The organism is Paractinoplanes globisporus DSM 43857 (assembly GCF_000379645.1).
Classification (GTDB): domain Bacteria; phylum Actinomycetota; class Actinomycetes; order Mycobacteriales; family Micromonosporaceae; genus Actinoplanes; species Actinoplanes globisporus.
In genome coordinates this window covers 21,933-39,311 of the sequence record NZ_KB903332.1, presented here as the reverse complement: position 1 = coordinate 39,311, position 17,379 = coordinate 21,933, and the positions used below count along the sequence as shown (strand labels likewise).

The window sequence follows — 17,379 nt, the reverse complement described above, 5'->3', positions numbered from 1 at the left end:
TAGAGTTGTCGGCCGTGACCGACAACGCCGCACCACCGACCGTCCTGGACGTGGTCAACGCGCTCGACCGGCGGTACCCCCGGGACTGGGCGGAGGCCTGGGACCGGGTGGGCCTGGTGCTCGGCGACCTCGCGCATCCCGTGCGGCGGGTGCTCTGCGTGGTCGACTGCGTCCCCGAGACGGTCGACCAGGCGCTCACCGTGGGCGCCGACCTGGTCGTGGCGCATCATCCGCTGCTGCTGAAACCGGTCTCGTCGATCGCCCCCGACACGTACAAGGGCCGGATCATCCACCGGCTGATCCGGGGCGACGTGGCGCTCTACGCCGCGCACACCAACGCCGACGTCGCCAACCCGGGCGTCTCGGACGCGCTGGCCCGCCGGCTCGAGCTGGTCGACCTGCGTCCGCTGGTGCCCGCGACCGGTGCGGCCGCGGGGGAGGGGCGTGGCATCGGCCGCATCGGCGAGCTGCCCGAGCCGATGGACCTCGCCGAGTTGACCGGCTTCGTCGCGGTGCGCCTGCCGGGCACCGCCGCCGGCATCCGGGCCGCCGGTGACCCCGTCCGGACGATCCGTACCCTGGCGGTGTGCGGTGGCGCCGGCGACGCTTTCCTGCCCGACGCCAAGAACGCGGGCGTCGACGCGTACCTCTGCTCGGATTTGCGCCACCACCCCGCCAGTGAGCATCTCGCCGAGGGTGGCCCGGCACTGCTCGATGTCGCCCATTGGGCGACGGAGCGCCCGTGGCTCGACGAGGTGGCCGACTGGCTGCGCGGCGAGTTCGGCGCCGAGGTCGCGGTGTCCGATGTGGACACCGACCCCTGGACGGTCCATGCTTTCAGTTCCTCGCAGAAGGAGACCCAGCCGTGAAGGCCTCCCCGGAAGACCAACGCCGCCTGCTCGACCTGCAGGCAGTTGACACCGCTCTCGCCCAGCTCGCGCACAAGCGCCGGTCGTTGCCCGAGCTCGCCGAGATCGACGCCGTGTCCCGGGAGCTCAGCGCGATGGAGGACGAGCGGGTCCGCGCCCAGGTCGCCGTCGACGACCTCGACCGTGACATCAGCCGCTTCGAGAAGGACATCGAGCAGGTACGGCTGCGCAAGGAGCGCGACCAGAAACGGCTCGACGCGGGCGGCGCGGTGCGGGAGATCGAGGGCCTGCAGCACGAGCTGGCCACGCTGAACCGGCGGCAGTCCGAGCTGGAGGACTCCGAGCTCGAGCTGATGGAGCAGAAGGAGACCGCCGAGGCGACGCTGGCCGAGGTGCGCGGGCGGCTCGCCGCGGCCGCCGAGCGGCGGTCGGCGGCGGAGAAACGGCGCGACGAGACGCTCGGCGACATCGCCAAGGAGGAGGAGTTCAAGTCCTCCAGCCGCGGGCCACTCGCCGCCGACCTCCCGGGCGACCTCGTGGCGCTCTACGACAAGATCCGGCTGGAGTCCGGGCTCGGCGCGGCTCTGTTCCGGTCCGGGCGCTGCGGCGGGTGCCGCATCGAGCTGTACGGGGCCGACCTCGCCCGAGTGAAGGCGGCCGCCCCCGACGACGTGGTCCGCTGCGAGGAGTGCCGGCGCATCATGGTGCGCACCGCGGAGTCCGGGCTGTGAGAGTCGCGATCGAGGCCGACGGCGGGTCCCGGGGCAACCCCGGGCCGGCCGGGTGGGGCGCGGTCGTGCGGACCCATCCGACCGGAGAGATCCTTCTCGAGAGGTACGGATCGCTGGGCGTCACGACGAACAACGTGGCCGAGTACACCGGGCTGATCGAGGGCCTCGCGGCCGCGTCGCAGCTGAAGGCGACCGAGGTCGACGTACGGATGGACTCGAAGCTCGTGATCGAGCAGATGTCCGGCCGGTGGCAGATCAAGCACCCCGGACTGCGGCCGCTCGCGGCCCGGGCGGCCGAGCTGGTCAGCGGGTTCGAGCGGGTGTCGTTCGAGTGGATCCCCCGGGAGCGGAACAAGGCGGCCGACGCGCTGGCGAACCGGGCCATGGACGAGGCACAGGGCAAGCCGGTCTCCACGGCGCCGGTGGAGGATGTCGCTCCCGCCGCCCCCAGTTCGTGGGCACCGCCGGACTCGCTGGAGAACGCCACCCGGATCATCCTGGTACGGCACGGCGAGACGGCGCTGACGAAGCAGGGTCGCTACTCCGGCCGCGGGGACGTGCCGCTCTCCGACGAGGGCCAGGCGCAGGCCATGGCGGCCGGCGGCCGGGTGGCGGGCATCTCACGGGACGTCACCGCCGTGCTGTCGTCCCCGCTGAGCCGGTGCGTGCGGACGGCCGAGCTGGTCGCGGCCGAGGTCGGCGGGGTGCCGGTCACGGTCGTCGACGACCTGGTCGAGTGCGACTTCGGCGAGTGGGAGGGGCTGACCTTCGCCGAGGTGCAGGCGCGCTGGCCGGCCGAGATGGCGGCCTGGCTGGGCTCGACGTCGGTGGCGCCGCCGGGCGGGGAGTCGTTCGAGGCCGTGGCCACGCGGACTCGTTCGGCGCTGGCGACGGCGCTCAAGTCGTACGCGGGCGGGGTGATCGTGATTGTCTCGCACGTCTCCCCGATCAAGCTGATCCTGCGCGACGCCCTCGCGGCGTCGGACTCCTTCCTGCACCGCCTCTTCCTGGACGCGGCGGGCGTGTCGACGATGGACGTCTGGCCGGACGGAAACATCGCGGTCCGCTCGGTGAACGAGACCGCCCACCTCCGCTGAGCCACGTCCGGGGGCTCTTAGTAACCCTTTACGGATGAGGCCAGATCGGGCGGCACGCGGTGCACTGATGGGAAACATGCTGCCGATGTGGTCGGCGGCTATCCCGGAAGGGTGCAGACGTGTTCGATAACAACGGGTCGTTCCTGCTGGCGACGCTGGAGTTCTTCCTGTTCTTCGCCTGGTTCATGTGCCTGTTCTGGATCTTCGGTGACCTCTTCCGGAGCAAGGACCTCGGCGGATGGGGCAAGACGCTGTGGACGCTGTTCCTGATCATTCTTCCGCTGCTGGGCATGCTGGTTTACCTGATCGTGCGCGGCGGTGGCATGACCGAGCGGGCCGAGGCCTCGGCCGCCGACGCCCAGAAGCGGCAGGACGCCTACATCCGGACGGTGGCCGGCAGCGGTGGCGGTGCCAGCAGCACCGCGACCGAACAGATCGCGTCGGCCAAGTCGCTGCTCGACTCCGGGGCGATCACGGCGGCCGAGTTCGAGAAGCTCAAGGGGGACGCCCTGGGGCGTAGCGCCACCCCGACGGCCGCCTAGGCCCGAGGACGGAGGGATGAGCCCGGCGCGACGGCCGGGCTCACCCTAATGTGGGGGTCGTGTTGCGCCTGCCCTCGCCGCTGGAAGCCCTCGACGACGAGCGGTTCGCGGCGGCCGGGATCCGGATGTTTCTCAAGCGCGACGACCTGATCCATCCGGACTTTCCCGGCAACAAGTGGCGCAAGCTGAAATACAACCTCGTGGCGGCCCGGGCGGCCGGGCACGGCACGCTCCTGACGTTCGGCGGGGCGTACTCCAACCATCTGCGGGCCACGGCGGCGGCGGGTCACCATTTCGGCTTCGCGACGATCGGCGTGGTGCGGGGCGAGGAGCATCTGCCACTCAATCCGATCCTGTCGGCGGCCGTGTCGTTCGGCATGACGCTCGTCTACGTCGACCGGACGCGGTACCGCGCGAAGGCCGCCCTCGCGGACGATCTCCATCGCCGATTCGGAAATTTCCATTTGATTCCGGAAGGTGGCGCGAACCTCGACGGAGTCCGGGGATGCTCCGAGCTGATAAAAGAGATCATGACGCCGTACGACGTGATCTGCTGCTCGGTCGGCACCGGCGCGACTTTGGCCGGGCTGGCCGCCGCGCTCGGGCCGGGGCGGCGGGCGATCGGCTTCGCGGCGCTCAAGGGCGACTTCCTGCCCGGCGAGGTGCGACGCCTCCAGCCGGTGCCCACCGCGAACTGGGAGATCGAGCCGCATCACCATTTCGGGGGCTACGCGAGACGTACGCCCGAGCTTGATGCCTTTGTCGAAGACTTCCGCGAGCGCCACGGCATCACGCTGAACTGGGTCTACGAGGCCAAGATGATGCACGGGCTGCTATCCCGTACAAACCGGTTCAAGCCCGGAACGATCGTCGTCGCGCTGATCGCATAAGCCGAGTCGCTTAGTCTGGCGCGATGAGGATCGTGGTGGCCGAGGACCTGACTCTCCTGCGCGACGGCCTAATCCGCATGCTCGAGGCGTACGGGTACGAGGTCGTCGCCGCCGTCGACAACGGGCCCGACCTGCTGCACGCCCTGCTCGACCAGCGCCCGGACGTCGCCGTCGTCGACGTGCGCCTGCCCCCGACGCACACCGACGAGGGCCTGCGCGCCGCCCTCGCCGCCCGCGCCGAGATTCCCGGCCTGCCGGTGCTGGTGCTCTCGCAGTACGTCGAGCGGCTCTACGCCCGGGAGCTGCTCGCCGACGGCAACGGCGGCATCGGCTACCTCCTCAAGGACCGCGTCTCCGACATCGGCGAGTTCATCGACAACGTCAACCGGGTCGCGGCCGGCGGCACCGCGCTCGACCCCACGGTCGTCTCCAAGCTGCTGCACCAGCACCAGCTGGGCGACCTCACCCCGCGGGAGCGTGAGGTGCTCGCGCACATGGCGCAGGGCCGGTCCAACGCGGCGATCGGCTCGGCGCTGTTCATCACCGAGAAGGCGGTCGCCAAGCACACCAACAGCATCTTCGCGAAGCTCGGCCTGCAGTCCTCCGACGACGACAACCGACGGGTTCTCGCGGTGCTGCGGTACCTCGACAACTGAGGCAACAGGGGTACTAGTACCACTTCAGGACGGGTTCCAGTGTCATGGTGACGGGCCGGCCGCTCGACGAGGCTCATTCGCATGACAGCACTCCTGGACAAGCCGCAGGCCGGACCGGTCCGCCGCAGCGAGCGGGCCCTCGCCCCCGACCTCACCCGCGGTTTCATGCTTCTGTTCATCGCCCTGGCCAACGCGGCCAACTTCGCCTTCGCCGGCCAGCCCGGCCTCGACGGCACGCCGCACGGCCCGCAGCGTGTGATCAACTTCCTGATGACGACGCTGATCGACAGCCGTGCCTACCCGGTCTTCGCCGTCATGTTCGGGTACGGGCTGGTGCAGCTGGCCAACCGCCAGGGGACCGCCGGGCGCCGGATTCTGCTGCGCCGCAACGCCGCGCTCATCGTGTTCGGGTTCGTTCACGCGACGCTGCTGTACTTCGGTGACTTCCTCGGGGCGTACGGAATCGTGGGTCTTATCGCCACTCTGTTGCTGCTGCGTCGCGGGGACCGGTTCCATCGCGTCGTCCTGTGGCTCTGGGGCTTCCAGACGGTGTACGCGGCGGTGCTCGCCGTCATCGCCCTCGCGACCGTGCACTCGGGCAACGCCACCATCGTGAACAGCCCGAACCCGTCGCTGGCCGCGCACTCCTACGCCGCGTCGCTGCTCGACCGCCTCGCCGAGTGGCCGGTGCACACCGCCACGGTGATCCCGTTCATCGTCATCGTCTGGCTGGGCATCTGGGCGGCGCGCCGCCGGCTCCTGGAGGAGCCGGGCCGCCATCTGCCGCTGCTGCGCGGCGTCGCCATCGGCGGCCTGGGCATCTCCATCCTCGGTTCCCTTCCGTACGCGTTGGTGTCGGCCGGAGTGCTGCACCTGGATGCCGGTAGCGTCGACGCCATGTACCGCGTCCACGCCGTCACCGGGGAGTACGGCGGGCCCGGCTACGTGGCGCTCTTCGCCCTGCTGGCCCACCGCCTCGGTTCCTCCGGTGCCCGCTTCTCCGGCATCGTCGCGCTCGGCCAGCGGTCGATGAGCGGTTACCTCTTCCAGTCGGTCGCCTGGGTCGCGCTGTTCTCGCCGTGGGCGCTCGACCTCGGCGGCAACACCTACCTCGCGGTGCTCGCGGCGGTCGCGGTCTGGCTGGTGTCGCTGACGGCCGCGCGGCGGATGAGCGAGCGCGGCTACCGCGGCCCGGCCGAGACGCTGCTGCGCCGGATCGCCTACCGGACCGCGGCGTGAGGAAGCTGGTTCTGGTCGGGGTGGCCGCGGCGCTCTGCGTCGCGGTCACCCTGGTGTGGGCGCTGACCGGCGGCGGCGAGTTCTGGCCGCGCTGGGTGTACTTCGGGTTCGGCACGCTGGCCGCCGGGGTGTTCGTGTTCCGCCGGGCGCTGCGGACCCCGCCCGGCCGCCGCCGGTGGCTGGCCGTCGACGCCGCGTTCTGCGGGCTGCTGATAACCGTCGACCTGACGGTCTGGGTGCTCTCCGGTGGGGGCTACTTCTGGCCGATCTGGACCATGCTCGGGTTCTCGTCGATCCTCGGGGTGCACGCGTTGGTGGCGAGCCGGCCGCCCGGGCGCCGGGAGCGCGAGCTCGCGGCCCGGGTGAGCGCGCTCAGCCGGTCCCGCCGGGGCGCTCTCGACCGGCAGGCCGCCGAGCTGAAACGGGTCGAGCGCGACCTGCACGACGGGGCGCAGGCCCGGCTGGTCTCCCTCGCGCTGACCCTCGGGCTCGCCGGCGACCTGCTGCGCCGCGACCCCGACCGGGCCGCGCTGCTGCTCGAGGAGGCCCGGTCGACGGCCCGCTCGGCGCTGGACGACCTGCGCACGGTCATGCACACCATCCACCCGCCGGTGCTGGCCGATCGTGGCCTGGGCGACGCGGTACGGGCGCTCGTGCTCGACCTCGCCGTCCCGGTGACCGTGACCGGCGAGCCGCCGGCGTCCCTGCCGGCCGCGACCGAGACGGCCGCCTACTTCGCCGTGGCCGAGTGCCTGGGCAACGTCGTGAAGCACGCCGTCGCCACGTCGGCCGAGGTCGCCTTCGCCGACGTGCCGGACGCCCTGTGGATCACCGTGACCGACGACGGCGTCGGCGGCGCCGACCTGGCTCACGGCAGCGGCCTGCGCGGCATCGCCGACCGCCTCGAGGCCGTCGACGGCACCCTCGTGCTGGAGAGCCCCCTTGGCGGCCCCACCCGCGTCACCATCACCGTCCCGCTGACCGCGTCGTCCTAGCGGAGCTGGGAGCCGAGATGCTCGGCGACCGCGGCGGCCATGTCCAGTTCCGGGTCGCCGAGGAGCCACTGGATCTGCAGGCCGTCCATGAGGGCGATCAGCTCGCGGGCGGCGCGGCCGGGGTCCACCTCGGCGCGCAGATCACCCGCGTCGCGCGCCTCGGTGTAGGCGCTTTCCAGTTCTCGCACTATTCGCGAATATCGATCGACGAAGTAGTCGTGTGCGGGGTGGTCGGCCGCGGTGGCCTCGGCCGACAGGACCGTGAACAGCTCCACGATGCCGCGGCGGGTGGCGTTGAGCGCGACCACGTCGACCAGCCGGCGCAGGGCCGCGGCGCCGGACGGGTGGCCCGCCGTGACGCGCTCCTGGTCGACCTCGTCGCGGTGCTGCAGCACGGCCAGGAGCAGCGACTCCTTGGTCGGGAAGTGGTGCAGGAGGCCGGGATGGGAGATGCCGCAGCGCGCGGCGATCTCCCGCAGCGACGTGCCGCGGTAACCGGACTCACCGAACAGCGCGGTGGCCTGGTCGAGGATGTCTCGCCGCTTCGCGCGGCCCTTCGCGTACCCCACGAATAAATACTTACCAAGCGGTCGGTATTCGTCTAGCGTCGGCCCCATGGCCGTCACTCACCTCCAGCCGTCCCCGGCCCTCCGCCGGGCGCGAGTCGCCACCTCTGCGATCTTCGCTGTTCACGGCGCCGTGGCGGGCACGTTCGCGGCACGGGTCCCCTGGGTGGCCGACCACGTCGGCACCGGGGTCGGCGGCCTGGGCATCGCGCTGCTCATGCCGGGCGTCGGGGCGCTGCTGGCCATGCCGGTCTCCGGGCGCCTCGTGCACCGGTTCGACCTGCGGCGGCTCGTACGGGTGCTGATCGTGCTCTTCTGCCTGGCGTTGCTGCTGCCGGCGCTGCCCACCTCGCTGCCGCTGCTGTGCCTGAGCCTCATCGTGTACGGCGCCACCGCCGGTCTCGCCGATGTGGCGATGAACGCGCACGCCGTGCTGGTCGAGGAGCGCTACGAGCGGTCGGTGATGTCCGGCTTCCACGGCTGGTGGAGCCTCGGCGGCCTGGGCGGCGCGGCGACGGCGGCACTCGCGGCGCGGGCGGGACTGGGCGCGCCCGCCCACTTCGCGCTGGCCTCGGCCGCGCTGATCGTGGTCTCCCTGCTCGCCTCGGGCTGGCTGTTCTCGCACCGCCCGGAGCCGTCGGTGGAGGAGCCGCCCGCGTTCGCCCTGCCGTCCCGCGAGGTGCTGGCGATCGGGCTGATCGGGCTCTGTGCGGTCTTCGCCGAGGGCGCGAGCCTCGACTGGTCCGCGGTCTACGTGCGCGACCTGCTGCACCACCCGGCGGCGACCGGAGCGGCGACCGTCGCGATCTTCTCGATCTGCATGGCGACGGCCCGGTTCGGCGGCGACTGGGTGGTGCGCCGGCTCGGCCCGGTGACGACCGTGCGGCTCTCCGGCGTGTGCGCGACGCTCGGCGTGCTGATCGTGGTGCTGGCCGAGCCGGTGGCGCTGGTGATCACCGGGTTCGGCCTGGTCGGCATCGGCATCGCGGTGGTGGTGCCGCTGGTGTTCGCCGCGGCCGGGAGGCTCGACGGCAACCCGGGGCGCAACATCGCCGGGGTGGCGGGCATCGCGTATGGTAGCGGCCTCATAGCGCCCGGCGTGATCGGCGGCATCGCCCATATTTGGAGCCTGACAGTGTCGTTTACGCTGATTGTCGTGCTGACCGCGCTGATGGGCCTGGGTGCGACGGTTCTTCGGCAACCGTCGAAGTAGATGTAATATACAACTATGAGTGACGACCTGGTGCTGGGGACGATCGAGACGCAGATGGCTCTGCTGATGCGGCTCGGCGAGGCAACGCGTCGCTCGACCGGTGGCCCGCCCCACCGTGCCCTCGACCGCGCGGCCTACGTGATCCTGCGCCAGCTGGAGAAGGACGGCCCGCTGAACGTGTCGGTCCTGGCCGCCGCGCTCAACCTCGACGGTTCGACCGTCACCCGCCAGGTCACCGCCCTGCAGAACGACGGCCTGATCGAGCGCCGCCGCGATCCGCACGACGGCCGCGGCACGGTCATCGCGGCCACCGCGCTCGGCCTGGAGCAGGTCGACGCGGTCCGCCAGGCCCGCCGCCTCGTGTACGGAACAGTGCTCAAGGACTACACGCCCGAGGAGAAACGCGAGCTGGCCGTCGTGCTGGAACGCTTCACCGAGGCCCTCGCCGAGCACATGCGCAGCCGGGTGTAAACCCACCCCGCATCGGGGAAGATCGATCGTATGAAGCTCCGGATCTCCCGCCCGGCGGTCGTCATCGGCATCGCGCTCGGCGTCGTCGTGGTGCTCGGGCTCGTGGCGATCCTCATCGGATCGCTGGCCCGGCCGTCGGCGTCCCGCAGCGTCTCCGGTCCCGTCGACGGTGTACGGGACGCGACGTTCGAGCTGCTCGGCGGCGCGACGTCGGTGCGGTTGTGGGCGGGCTCGATCGGCGACGACCTGTACCGGATCAGCGCGCCCTCCGACGCCGGGATCCGGCCCGAGGTCGATCGCGACGGCGGCAACGTGCGGCTGCGGCTGGTGCCGGCCGGGGACGGCGGCAGCGGGCGGGTCGACGTCGTCGTGAACGCCCAGGTCGGCTGGGCGCTGCGGATGACCGGCGGCGCCCGCGAGCTGCGCGTCGACATGACCGACGGGTCGGCCTCCGAGATCCGTTTCGCGGGCGGCGCGAGCCTCATCGACGTGGCGCTGGCACGCCCGTCGGCCGTCCTTCCGCTGGTCATGACCGGGGGAGTGGACCAATTTCGGGTACGCCTGGCCGCCGGCACCCCGGTGCGAGTGACGGCCGCGTCCGGGGCGGGGAGTGTCACCATCGACGGTCAGACCCACCAGGGCGTGGCCGGCGGGCAGGTCTTCACCGCGAACGGCTGGCGCGACGGCGGTCCGGGGGTCGACGTGCGGGCCGAGGCGGGCGCGGGAGTCGTGTTCGTGACCGAGGCCTGAGCTTTAGGGTCGACGCATGACTTCGACGATCAACGCGCTGACCGGGGAGCGGGTCCGCCTGCGTGAGCTGCGCGAGGAAGACCTGGCCGACCTGGTGAGCTGGTGGCAGGACCCGGACGTCATGGTGACGCAGACCAGCGGGCCGTTCCATCCGCGCCCGGCCGACGCGATCGCCGAGCAGTTCCGCAGTTGGAACCGCAACGCGGGCACCGACGCCGGCCTCACGGTGGTGAACCGGGCGGAGGGGACGGTGATCGGGCACGTCGCCCTCTTCGGCGCCGAGGCACACAACCGTACGGCGACGTTCGCCATCATCATCGGGCCGCCGTTCCAGGGACAGGGGTACGGGACGGAGGCGACCCGGCTGATGGTGGGTTACGGGTTCACCGAGCTCGGGCTGCACCGCATTCAGTTGGCGGCGACCGGCTTCAACGAGCGCGCCCTCCACACGTACGAGAAAGTGGGTTTTGTCGAGGAAGGACGCGACCGGCAGGCCATTTTCCGCGGCGGGAAGTGGCACGACCAGGTCCGCATGGGAATCCTCGACCACGAGTGGTGGGCGGCCAATCCGGCGTAGTTCGGGTAAGCGCAACCAGCCGCTCAGCTAGAGGCCAGAATCGGCTGCGAGCGTCGCCGTCATGAAGTCCACCCTGGTCGTCGCGGCTGCCCTGGCTGCCGTTCTGATCGGCGCTCCGGGCTCACCGGGCTCGGCGCCAAGCTCGGCCCGCAGGTTCAGACTCTGCTGGCCGGCGCTTCGACGATCGGGCCCGGGAATCTCTCCGGCCGTGGGAAGCAGGAGCAGGCGGAGACCGCGCTGCGAATGGAGCGACGGTTGCCCTCGCTGTTCGCCACGATTGCCGCCAAGCGGAAGCCGATCGCGGTGCTGACCTCGGGCGTCACACGCGCCACCGACAGCGCCAACGCGTTCACCGGTGGCCTTTCGTCGGGCGATCCGGCGCTGGCCGCACTGATTCAGGCGCCGGTCACCAACAAGGATCTGCTCTACTTCCACAAGCAGCCGCAGAACGCGACATACCAGGCCTATGTGGACAGTGACCCGGAATTGCTCGCCGTGTTGGCGCGGATCGATGGGCTGCCGCAGACGTCGTCGTCTTTGTTCGCGCAGGCCTCTTCGGCGGCTTCCGGGGCGAGTTCCTACGGGGCCGTGCTGCGATTCACGCGGGTCACGGGCGGTATCTGGTGCGCATGCTCTACGACGAGAAGGAGACGGCGTTCAAGGCGGGGTGCCGGCCGGTCTCGCCGCGCAGCTACTTCTACGACCTGAACGAGTTGCGTCGCTGCTACAACATTTCCTGATTGATCGGTGTGCGGAGGGTTGTTGGCCCTCCGCATAGCCGGCATGGCGGGCGCCGCCGCAGGTAGTACGCGACTGTGGCGGCGCCGAGGCCCACGCCCCAGGCGATCCAGAGCAGCGACGGCACGTAGAGCGCCCAGCCGTCCCCGGTGTCCATGGTCCAGAACATCATCAGCCCGGCCGGGATTACCGTGATCGCGACGATCGACGCCGGCACGACGGCAAGCATCGGCGGCACGCGTTTCCCGGCCTTGAACCAGATCCACCGCGGGTAGGTCTCGCCCCAGCGGCTGACCAGGCCGTGGGTGAGGACGCCGCCGATTGCCGAGGCGATGGCGCAGCCGAGAGCGATTTCGAGCATGCCCGGGGTGTCCTGCATCATGCGCAGGAAGTCCTCCGTGATCCCCAGCGGGTAGCCGAAGTACCAGGCGAGCCGGGTGATCTCGTACGGCAGAGGGGCCAGCAGCGCGACGGCCACGGCCACTTTCCCCCACCGCAGCAGCGTTTGCCGTTCCGGGCCGCCGTCGACGCCGTCGCGGCGGCCGCAGTGCTCGCAGGCGCCCCGGGCCCGCCGCTGGTAGGCGAGGGTGGCTGCGGCCCAAAGCAGCCCGCCGACGAACAGGATGATCAGGTTCGTCCGGTGCCAGTAGAGGATGTCGCCGATGCCGCCCTGGTCGCCCGGCACGCCGGTGAAGGCGAAGACCAGCAGCAGCGGGGCGAACGCCACCAGGGCCAGCAGCGTGTAGTCGGGAATGACCAGCACGAGGCCCGCCGCCATCACCCAGCCGAAGACGATCAGCGGTGTCGCCCGCCGCGCGCCGGACGCCATCATCACCGCGACGGCCGCCCCGGCCAATGCGACCGCGGCCATGATCGGGGCCACGATCGCGACATCGGTGCCCTCGAGGACCGACCCCGACCGGTGGTCGTCGTCGATCGGGGCGAACGGGAAGCCGTCGCCGCCGGCCGTCCAGTAGAGGGCGAGGCCGCCGTACAGCAGTGACCAGCCGGCCGCCGCGTACGCCGACCAGGCCGGCCATCGGATCAGTCCGCGTCCCACGTTGTCCCCCGACCCCGGTGGTATGCCTCCGGATCAGTGTTGGCCGTGGTTGCTGTGTGCCCTCTGAGACAAGCTGAGAGCCATGACAGCCATGTCTGACTCGCCCGGAGTGCGCCTGACCCCACGTCTCCGCCTGGAACCGGTCAGCGAGCGCCACGCCGACGACCTGCTGAGCCTCTACCGCGACCCGGCCGTGGCCGAGTGGTTCGGCGCCTGGACGCGGCCGCAGATCGAGGCCGAGGCGGCCCGCATGGCCCGCGGCTGGCGCGACGATGGCGTGCACAAGTGGATGGCGTACCACCGTGCCACCGGCGAGCTGGTCGGCCGCGGCGGTCTCTCCCGCGCGACGGTGGACGGCCGGTCTCGGCTGGAGATCGGCTGGGTACTTCACCGTCGCTTCTGGGGCGAGGGCTACGCCACCGAGATCGGCCGGGCCGGGCTGGCCATGGCCTTCGACGAGCTGGCCGCGGGCGAGGTCGTGTCCTTCACCGAGGTGCACAACGGGAGATCGCGAGCGGTCATGGAACGGCTCGGCTTCCGCTACGAGAAAGACTTCACCCGCGACGGCGAGCTCTTCGCGCTGTACGTCCTCGCCCGCGACCAGCGGGCTCCAGCAGGCTGACCCGCCGCGCAGGCGAGCTCAGGCGGAGGCCACCCGCTGATCCGCCTGTGCGATCAGGTCGGCCACCCGCTCCGGCAGACCGGGCGAGAACAACACGTGCCCCATTCCGCGTACGACCTCGTAATGCGCATGCGGGATCTCGGCGGCCAACGCCTCCGCGTGCGCCAGCGAGAAGATCGGGTCCTGGTCGCCGTGCAGGATCGTGGTGGGGGCGGTGATGCTCGACAGCGGCGTCAGCAGATCGGGCGTCAGGTCGCCGCCCGCGGCCCGGTGGTGGTTGCGCGCGGCGGCCGGGTCGGTGGCGCGGGCCCAGGCGCGTTCGAGCATGGCGCGGGCGCCCGCCTCGTCGTACGGAAGGACGTCGCCGTTCATGACCCGGAACAGCTCGACGTCGGCCTCCGGGCCGGGCGGCACGTCCCGCTGCGATTCGACGAACGCCTGGTAATGCGGGGCCGGCGGCGGCAGGCGCAGGTAGGACTCGCCCATCGTGGTGGTCCCGAGCAGGGTCAGGCGGGCGACGCGGTCCGGCGCGTGTATGGCCAGCCACTGGGCCAGAATGCCCCCGAGCGAGGCCCCGACCAGGTGCGCGGCCTCGATCCCGTACCCGTCGAGCACGGCCAGGCAGTCGGCGGCCATGTCGGCGATGGCGTACGGCTGCTCGTCGAAGTTGACCGTGCTGGACCGGCCGGTGTCCCGATGGTCGAACCGGAGGACCTGGAAGCCGTGCCCCACGAGCCGGTCGACGAGCGCGTCCGGGCAGGTGATCCCCTGCGCCGCCGCCCCCATGATGAGCAGGATCGCCGGGTGCGCCGGGTCACCGAACCGTTCGGTCCACAGAGTCAGCGGGCCCGAGCGCACAAATGTCCCCGTCTCGCCCCGGGATCGGGCGGTCCAATGGGCCACGAGATCGCCGCCGTTGGCGCGGTGAGTGCGCAGATGATCCAGCCACGACGGCCCGAGCGAAGTCAGCTCGACCAGGTTGCCGTCGGGGTCGCGGACGGCGGTGATGCGGGACTGGGCGCCGAACTCCGTCGGTGGGTAGTCGAGCTCGACCCCGTGCTCGCCCAGCCACGCGACGAGGCCGTCCAGGTCGAAGACCATGAAGGCGAGCTTGACGGCGCCGGTGTCCGTCGACTCGCCGGGGTAGTCGGCCTCCGGGTGGATCGCGAAGTGCACGTCGCCGAGCTCGCAGCCCCAATGTCGCTCGGTGTCGCCGTGGCTTTCTTCGACCAGGGGTACGCCGAGGATGTCGCGGTAGAAGGCGACGAGGCGCTCCGGTTCGGCCGACACGATGATGATGCCGGACAGGAACCGGAGGCCCTCGGGCCGCACGACTTCGCCGGTCATCGCCCACGCCTTCCGCATCATCGAGAGAGAGACAGTCTATTTGTCTGGAACGACGAAGTGGGTGGCCACTGCCCGAACCGGCGGGAGCGTGGGCGGCTGACCCGGATCACCCGTCGGCACCAGGCGGGTGACCGCGTCCGGCATAGCGCCGACCGTGAACGCACGAACGGTCCCACCAGCGGAAACGGTGACGAACGACGCCACGGACGGCACCTCGCCCGGCAGCGCCACGACGTGCTCCCCGGCATCGAACCAGGCGTCAGCCACGCGCAGCGAGGTGCTCGTCGGCTCGGGTGGCGCGAACGACGTACCCCACCAGGCGTCGACGACCACCCGGGCCGGTTCCGGCAGAGTGAGGCGCACCGATCGGAGCGTGGCGTCGTAGGCCACCCCGCCGTCGTCCCCTTCACCCGACGCTGCGCCCTCGACCTGGGCGGCGATGAGACCGGCAATCCCGGCGAGCCCCTGCACGAAGGTGACGTGGCCGTTGTCCTTGGAGATTTCCTCCCGGAGGTGCTGTTTGGTACGGGGCGGCACCATGCCGCCGAAGACGACCAGGTCGAGGCTCGCGGTGTCGTACTGCGCCAGGACCTCGTCGAACTGGTTGGTCGCATCGGCGTGGAAGCCCCGGCCGCGAAGGATTTCGGCGGCGTCGAGGATGACGGCCGGGCTCCGGCCGACGATGAGGACGCGCTGGGACATGAGATGGCCTCCTGCTGCTGTCGATGTTGGCAGTGCCAACAACTGATAAATTCCGGTCATGGAACACCCGCCGAACCCGCCCGCCCGCGTCGCGAACCGTCCGACCTGGCTCATCAGCCGGACCTTCGCCCGCTCCGCGGGCCTGCTGGCCGCCGGGTTCGAAGCGTCCGGCCGTGGTCTGCGCAGCTACCACTACCGCCTGCTGGCCGCGCTCGAGGAGTTCGGCCCGGCCAGCCAGGCCGACCTCGGTCGCGGGACCGGGATCGACCGCAGCGACGTCACGGCGGCGCTGTCCGAGCTCGAGTCGCGCGGGCTGGTCGTGCGCTCGACCGACCCGAAGCACAAGCGACGCAACATCGTCACCATCACGCCGGCCGGCGTCGCGCAGCTCCTGGAGCTCGACCAGGTCATCGACGACGTTCAGGAGCAGGTCCTGAGCCCGTTGACGGAAGCGCAGCGGCGCCAGTTCATCACCCTGATGACGAAGCTGCTGGCGGATGAAACCCGGTGATGTCCATGGCCCGAACCCCCCGATCAATGTTGGCCTGGCCAACATAGCACGAGTGTTGGCCGCGCCAACACTGGAAGGTGGGAGAAAAAGCGACCGCCGCAACCCCAGCGCGGGGTTGCGGCGGTCCGACCCGGGAGCGGGTCTGGCTCAGGAGCTACTTCAGGTGGAGGAAACGGTCTCCACGGGGGTGGCGCTCTTGTCGATCCGCGGGTCGCCCTCGTCGGCGAAGTAGTCGTCGGGTGTGGTCCCGTCGACGCCTTCGGGGGTTTTCATGGCTCGCAGGAGGAACGTCACCAGGATGGCGACCGCGAAGTTGACCGCGACGGCGACGAAGCCGACGTAAATCGTCTTCGGGGTGTCGAAGCCGAACTTCTCGAGCGGGAAGGCCGAGCCACCGAAGTGGGCCTTCTTGGTGGCGGCGTTGGGGATCTGCCAGAGCATCCACATCGCCAGGCCCATGCCCGCGACCCAGCCGGCGATCAGCGCGCCGCGGTGCAGCCAGCGCGTGTAGAGGCCGAGCGCGACGGCGGGCGCGGTTTGCAGAATGATGACGCCGCCGATGAGTTGCAGGTCGATGGAGAACTGCGGGTCGAGGAAGACGATGAAGGCGACCGCGCCGATTTTCACGACCAGGGACGTGATTTTCGAGACCTTGGCCTCGTCGGCCGGCGTGGCGTCGCGCTTCAAATATTCCTTGTAGATGTTGCGGGTGAAGAGATTGGCCGCGGCGATCGACATGATGGCGGCCGGTACGAGCGCGCCGATGCCGATGGCGGCGAAGGCGATGCCGGCGAACCAGGCCGGGAATTTCATGTCGAACAGCAGCGGCACGACCGTGTTGCTGTCGACCGTGCCCGCTTTCGAGCCGGGCAGCGGCTTCACGCCGGCCGAGATGGCCATGTAACCGAGCAGGGCGATCAGGCCGAGCAGGAAGCTGTATGCCGGGAGCGCCGACATGTTCCGCTTGATGACGTTGCGGTTCCGGCTGGCCAGTACGCCGGTGACGCTGTGCGGGTAGAGGAACAGCGCCAGAGCGGAGCCGAACGCCAGCGTCACGTACTGAATCTGGTTGTTGGCATTCAGCAGAATGCCGTCAGCCGGGCTCGGCGTGGCCTGGAATTTCTTGTCGGCCGCGTCGAAGATGCCGCCCCAGCCGCCGAGCTTGTACGGCAGGTAGAGCACGGCCACCAGGATGACGATGTAGATCAGCGAGTCCTTGACGAACGCGATCAGCGCGGGCGCACGCAATCCGGATTGATACGTGTACGCGGCGAGGATCGCGAACGCGATGATGATCGGCGCGTGCCGGGCGAGCGGACTGTCGCCGGTGACGCCCATCGTCTTGAGGACCGCCTCGATGCCGACCAGCTGGAGCGCGATGTACGGCATCGTCGCGACAATGCCGGTGATCGCGACGAGCAGCGCGAGCGTCGGCGAGTCGAACCGGGTGCGGACGAAGTCGGCCGGCGTGACGAAACCGTGCCGGTGCGACACCGACCAGAGCCGGATCAGGATCAGGAAGAACATCGGATAGATGATCACGGTGTAGGGCACCGCGAAGAAGCCGGCGGCGCCGGCCCCGAAAATCAGCGCGGGCACGGCCACAAAGGTGTACGCCGTGTAGAGATCGCCGCCGACGAGGAACCAGGTGATCCACGCGCCGAAGCTGCGGCCGCCGAGGCCCCATTCGTCGAGATGCGCCATGTCCTTCGGCGCCCGCCAGCGGGCGGCGAAGAAGCCGATGCCGCTGACCAGCAGGAACAGCACGGTGAAGATGACGATTTCGGTGATGTGATCGCTCAT

Annotated in this window: 20 protein-coding genes; 15 read left to right on the top strand and 5 right to left on the bottom strand. The window is 70.5% G+C overall.

Annotated elements, in window-relative coordinates; translation table 11 throughout:
- The first annotated feature begins 14 nt into the window (after positions 1-14).
- The 8 genes from A3CQ_RS0140260 (at position 15) to A3CQ_RS0140220 (ending at position 7,019) form a co-directional block, all read left to right on the top strand.
- Positions 15-869, top strand: coding sequence for a Nif3-like dinuclear metal center hexameric protein (locus A3CQ_RS0140260; RefSeq protein WP_026206751.1), 855 nt, complete (start codon positions 15-17; stop codon positions 867-869).
- Complete coding sequence (locus tag A3CQ_RS0140255) at positions 866-1,600, top strand: zinc ribbon domain-containing protein (protein WP_020516642.1); 735 nt, start codon at positions 866-868, stop codon at positions 1,598-1,600. The genes A3CQ_RS0140260 and A3CQ_RS0140255 overlap by 4 nt, the downstream gene beginning before the upstream one ends.
- A complete protein-coding gene (locus A3CQ_RS0140250) occupies positions 1,597-2,697 on the top strand; it encodes a bifunctional RNase H/acid phosphatase (RefSeq protein ID WP_020516641.1) in 1,101 nt (366 codons plus the stop codon). The genes A3CQ_RS0140255 and A3CQ_RS0140250 overlap by 4 nt, the downstream gene beginning before the upstream one ends.
- A gap of 119 nt (positions 2,698-2,816) precedes the next feature.
- A complete protein-coding gene (locus A3CQ_RS0140240; RefSeq protein ID WP_020516640.1) occupies positions 2,817-3,239 on the top strand; it encodes an SHOCT domain-containing protein in 423 nt (140 codons plus the stop codon).
- A gap of 59 nt (positions 3,240-3,298) precedes the next feature.
- Positions 3,299-4,129, top strand: a complete 831-nt coding sequence (locus A3CQ_RS0140235; RefSeq protein WP_245577562.1) for a 1-aminocyclopropane-1-carboxylate deaminase/D-cysteine desulfhydrase — start codon at positions 3,299-3,301, stop codon at positions 4,127-4,129.
- 23 nt (positions 4,130-4,152) lie between these two features.
- Positions 4,153-4,785, top strand: coding sequence for a LuxR C-terminal-related transcriptional regulator (locus A3CQ_RS0140230; RefSeq protein WP_020516638.1), 633 nt, complete (start codon positions 4,153-4,155; stop codon positions 4,783-4,785).
- A gap of 81 nt (positions 4,786-4,866) precedes the next feature.
- Entirely contained in the window at positions 4,867-6,024 is a 1,158-nt protein-coding gene (locus tag A3CQ_RS0140225) for a DUF418 domain-containing protein (protein ID WP_020516637.1), read from the top strand.
- Positions 6,021-7,019: a sensor histidine kinase gene (locus A3CQ_RS0140220; protein WP_020516636.1), complete on the top strand. Its 999-nt coding sequence runs from the start codon at positions 6,021-6,023 to the stop codon at positions 7,017-7,019. Before A3CQ_RS0140225 ends, A3CQ_RS0140220 begins: the two co-directional genes overlap by 4 nt.
- Here A3CQ_RS0140220 and A3CQ_RS0140215 read toward each other — a convergent pair.
- Complete coding sequence (locus tag A3CQ_RS0140215; protein ID WP_020516635.1) at positions 7,016-7,588, bottom strand: TetR/AcrR family transcriptional regulator; 573 nt, start codon at positions 7,586-7,588, stop codon at positions 7,016-7,018. The genes A3CQ_RS0140220 and A3CQ_RS0140215 overlap by 4 nt on opposite strands.
- A 46-nt stretch (positions 7,589-7,634) precedes the next feature.
- Between A3CQ_RS0140215 and A3CQ_RS0140210 the strand changes: the two genes are divergently transcribed.
- The 5 genes from A3CQ_RS0140210 (at position 7,635) to A3CQ_RS61865 (ending at position 11,304) form a co-directional block, all read left to right on the top strand.
- Entirely contained in the window at positions 7,635-8,798 is a 1,164-nt protein-coding gene (locus tag A3CQ_RS0140210; protein WP_020516634.1) for an MFS transporter, read from the top strand.
- Positions 8,799-8,813: 15 nt separating this feature from the next.
- Complete coding sequence (locus A3CQ_RS0140205; RefSeq protein ID WP_020516633.1) at positions 8,814-9,269, top strand: MarR family winged helix-turn-helix transcriptional regulator; 456 nt, start codon at positions 8,814-8,816, stop codon at positions 9,267-9,269.
- Between the two features lie 30 nt (positions 9,270-9,299).
- Positions 9,300-10,019, top strand: coding sequence for a hypothetical protein (locus tag A3CQ_RS55750; protein WP_020516632.1), 720 nt, complete (start codon positions 9,300-9,302; stop codon positions 10,017-10,019).
- A gap of 16 nt (positions 10,020-10,035) precedes the next feature.
- A complete protein-coding gene (locus tag A3CQ_RS0140195; protein WP_020516631.1) occupies positions 10,036-10,596 on the top strand; it encodes a GNAT family N-acetyltransferase in 561 nt (186 codons plus the stop codon).
- A gap of 255 nt (positions 10,597-10,851) precedes the next feature.
- Entirely contained in the window at positions 10,852-11,304 is a 453-nt protein-coding gene (locus A3CQ_RS61865) for a hypothetical protein (protein ID WP_169516347.1), read from the top strand.
- A 16-nt stretch (positions 11,305-11,320) separates the two neighbouring features.
- Here the strand turns inward: A3CQ_RS61865 and A3CQ_RS0140180 are convergent, their stop codons facing one another.
- Entirely contained in the window at positions 11,321-12,394 is a 1,074-nt protein-coding gene (locus A3CQ_RS0140180; protein ID WP_020516628.1) for a hypothetical protein, read from the bottom strand.
- 82 nt (positions 12,395-12,476) lie between these two features.
- Here A3CQ_RS0140180 and A3CQ_RS55745 point away from each other — a divergent pair, with 82 nt between their 5' ends.
- On the top strand, positions 12,477-13,016 hold the full coding sequence (locus A3CQ_RS55745; RefSeq protein WP_084699435.1) for a GNAT family N-acetyltransferase: 540 nt from the start codon (positions 12,477-12,479) through the stop codon (positions 13,014-13,016).
- Positions 13,017-13,034: 18 nt separating this feature from the next.
- On the opposite strand, the gene A3CQ_RS0140170 is transcribed toward A3CQ_RS55745, so the two are convergent.
- Positions 13,035-14,363, bottom strand: coding sequence for an alpha/beta fold hydrolase (locus A3CQ_RS0140170; RefSeq protein WP_020516626.1), 1,329 nt, complete (start codon positions 14,361-14,363; stop codon positions 13,035-13,037).
- A 36-nt stretch (positions 14,364-14,399) separates the two neighbouring features.
- Positions 14,400-15,065, bottom strand: a complete 666-nt coding sequence (locus A3CQ_RS0140165) for a hypothetical protein (RefSeq protein WP_020516625.1) — start codon at positions 15,063-15,065, stop codon at positions 14,400-14,402.
- A 58-nt stretch (positions 15,066-15,123) separates the two neighbouring features.
- On the opposite strand from A3CQ_RS0140165, the gene A3CQ_RS0140160 reads away from it, so the two are divergent.
- Positions 15,124-15,576: a MarR family winged helix-turn-helix transcriptional regulator gene (locus tag A3CQ_RS0140160; RefSeq protein WP_020516624.1), complete on the top strand. Its 453-nt coding sequence runs from the start codon at positions 15,124-15,126 to the stop codon at positions 15,574-15,576.
- A 159-nt stretch (positions 15,577-15,735) separates the two neighbouring features.
- On the opposite strand, the gene mctP is transcribed toward A3CQ_RS0140160, so the two are convergent.
- On the bottom strand, positions 15,736-17,379 hold the full coding sequence (mctP, locus tag A3CQ_RS0140155) for a monocarboxylate uptake permease MctP (protein ID WP_020516623.1): 1,644 nt from the start codon (positions 17,377-17,379) through the stop codon (positions 15,736-15,738).

Excerpts from the sequence above, each read along its gene's own strand:
- A3CQ_RS0140225 (WP_020516637.1), top strand. The coding sequence starts at position 4,867 with ATGACAGCACTCCTGGACAAGCCGCAGGCCGGACCGGTCCGCCGCAGC.
- A3CQ_RS0140195 (WP_020516631.1), top strand. The coding sequence starts at position 10,036 with ATGACTTCGACGATCAACGCGCTGACCGGGGAGCGGGTCCGCCTGCGT.
- A3CQ_RS0140210 (WP_020516634.1), top strand. The coding sequence starts at position 7,635 with ATGGCCGTCACTCACCTCCAGCCGTCCCCGGCCCTCCGCCGGGCGCGA.
- A3CQ_RS0140170 (WP_020516626.1), bottom strand. The coding sequence starts at position 14,363 with ATGACCGGCGAAGTCGTGCGGCCCGAGGGCCTCCGGTTCCTGTCCGGC.
- A3CQ_RS55745 (WP_084699435.1), top strand. The coding sequence starts at position 12,477 with ATGACAGCCATGTCTGACTCGCCCGGAGTGCGCCTGACCCCACGTCTC.
- mctP (WP_020516623.1), bottom strand. The coding sequence starts at position 17,379 with ATGAGCGATCACATCACCGAAATCGTCATCTTCACCGTGCTGTTCCTG.
- A3CQ_RS0140230 (WP_020516638.1), top strand. The coding sequence starts at position 4,153 with ATGAGGATCGTGGTGGCCGAGGACCTGACTCTCCTGCGCGACGGCCTA.
- A3CQ_RS55750 (WP_020516632.1), top strand. The coding sequence starts at position 9,300 with ATGAAGCTCCGGATCTCCCGCCCGGCGGTCGTCATCGGCATCGCGCTC.
- A3CQ_RS0140205 (WP_020516633.1), top strand. The coding sequence starts at position 8,814 with ATGAGTGACGACCTGGTGCTGGGGACGATCGAGACGCAGATGGCTCTG.
- A3CQ_RS0140160 (WP_020516624.1), top strand. The coding sequence starts at position 15,124 with ATGGAACACCCGCCGAACCCGCCCGCCCGCGTCGCGAACCGTCCGACC.
- A3CQ_RS0140165 (WP_020516625.1), bottom strand. The coding sequence starts at position 15,065 with ATGTCCCAGCGCGTCCTCATCGTCGGCCGGAGCCCGGCCGTCATCCTC.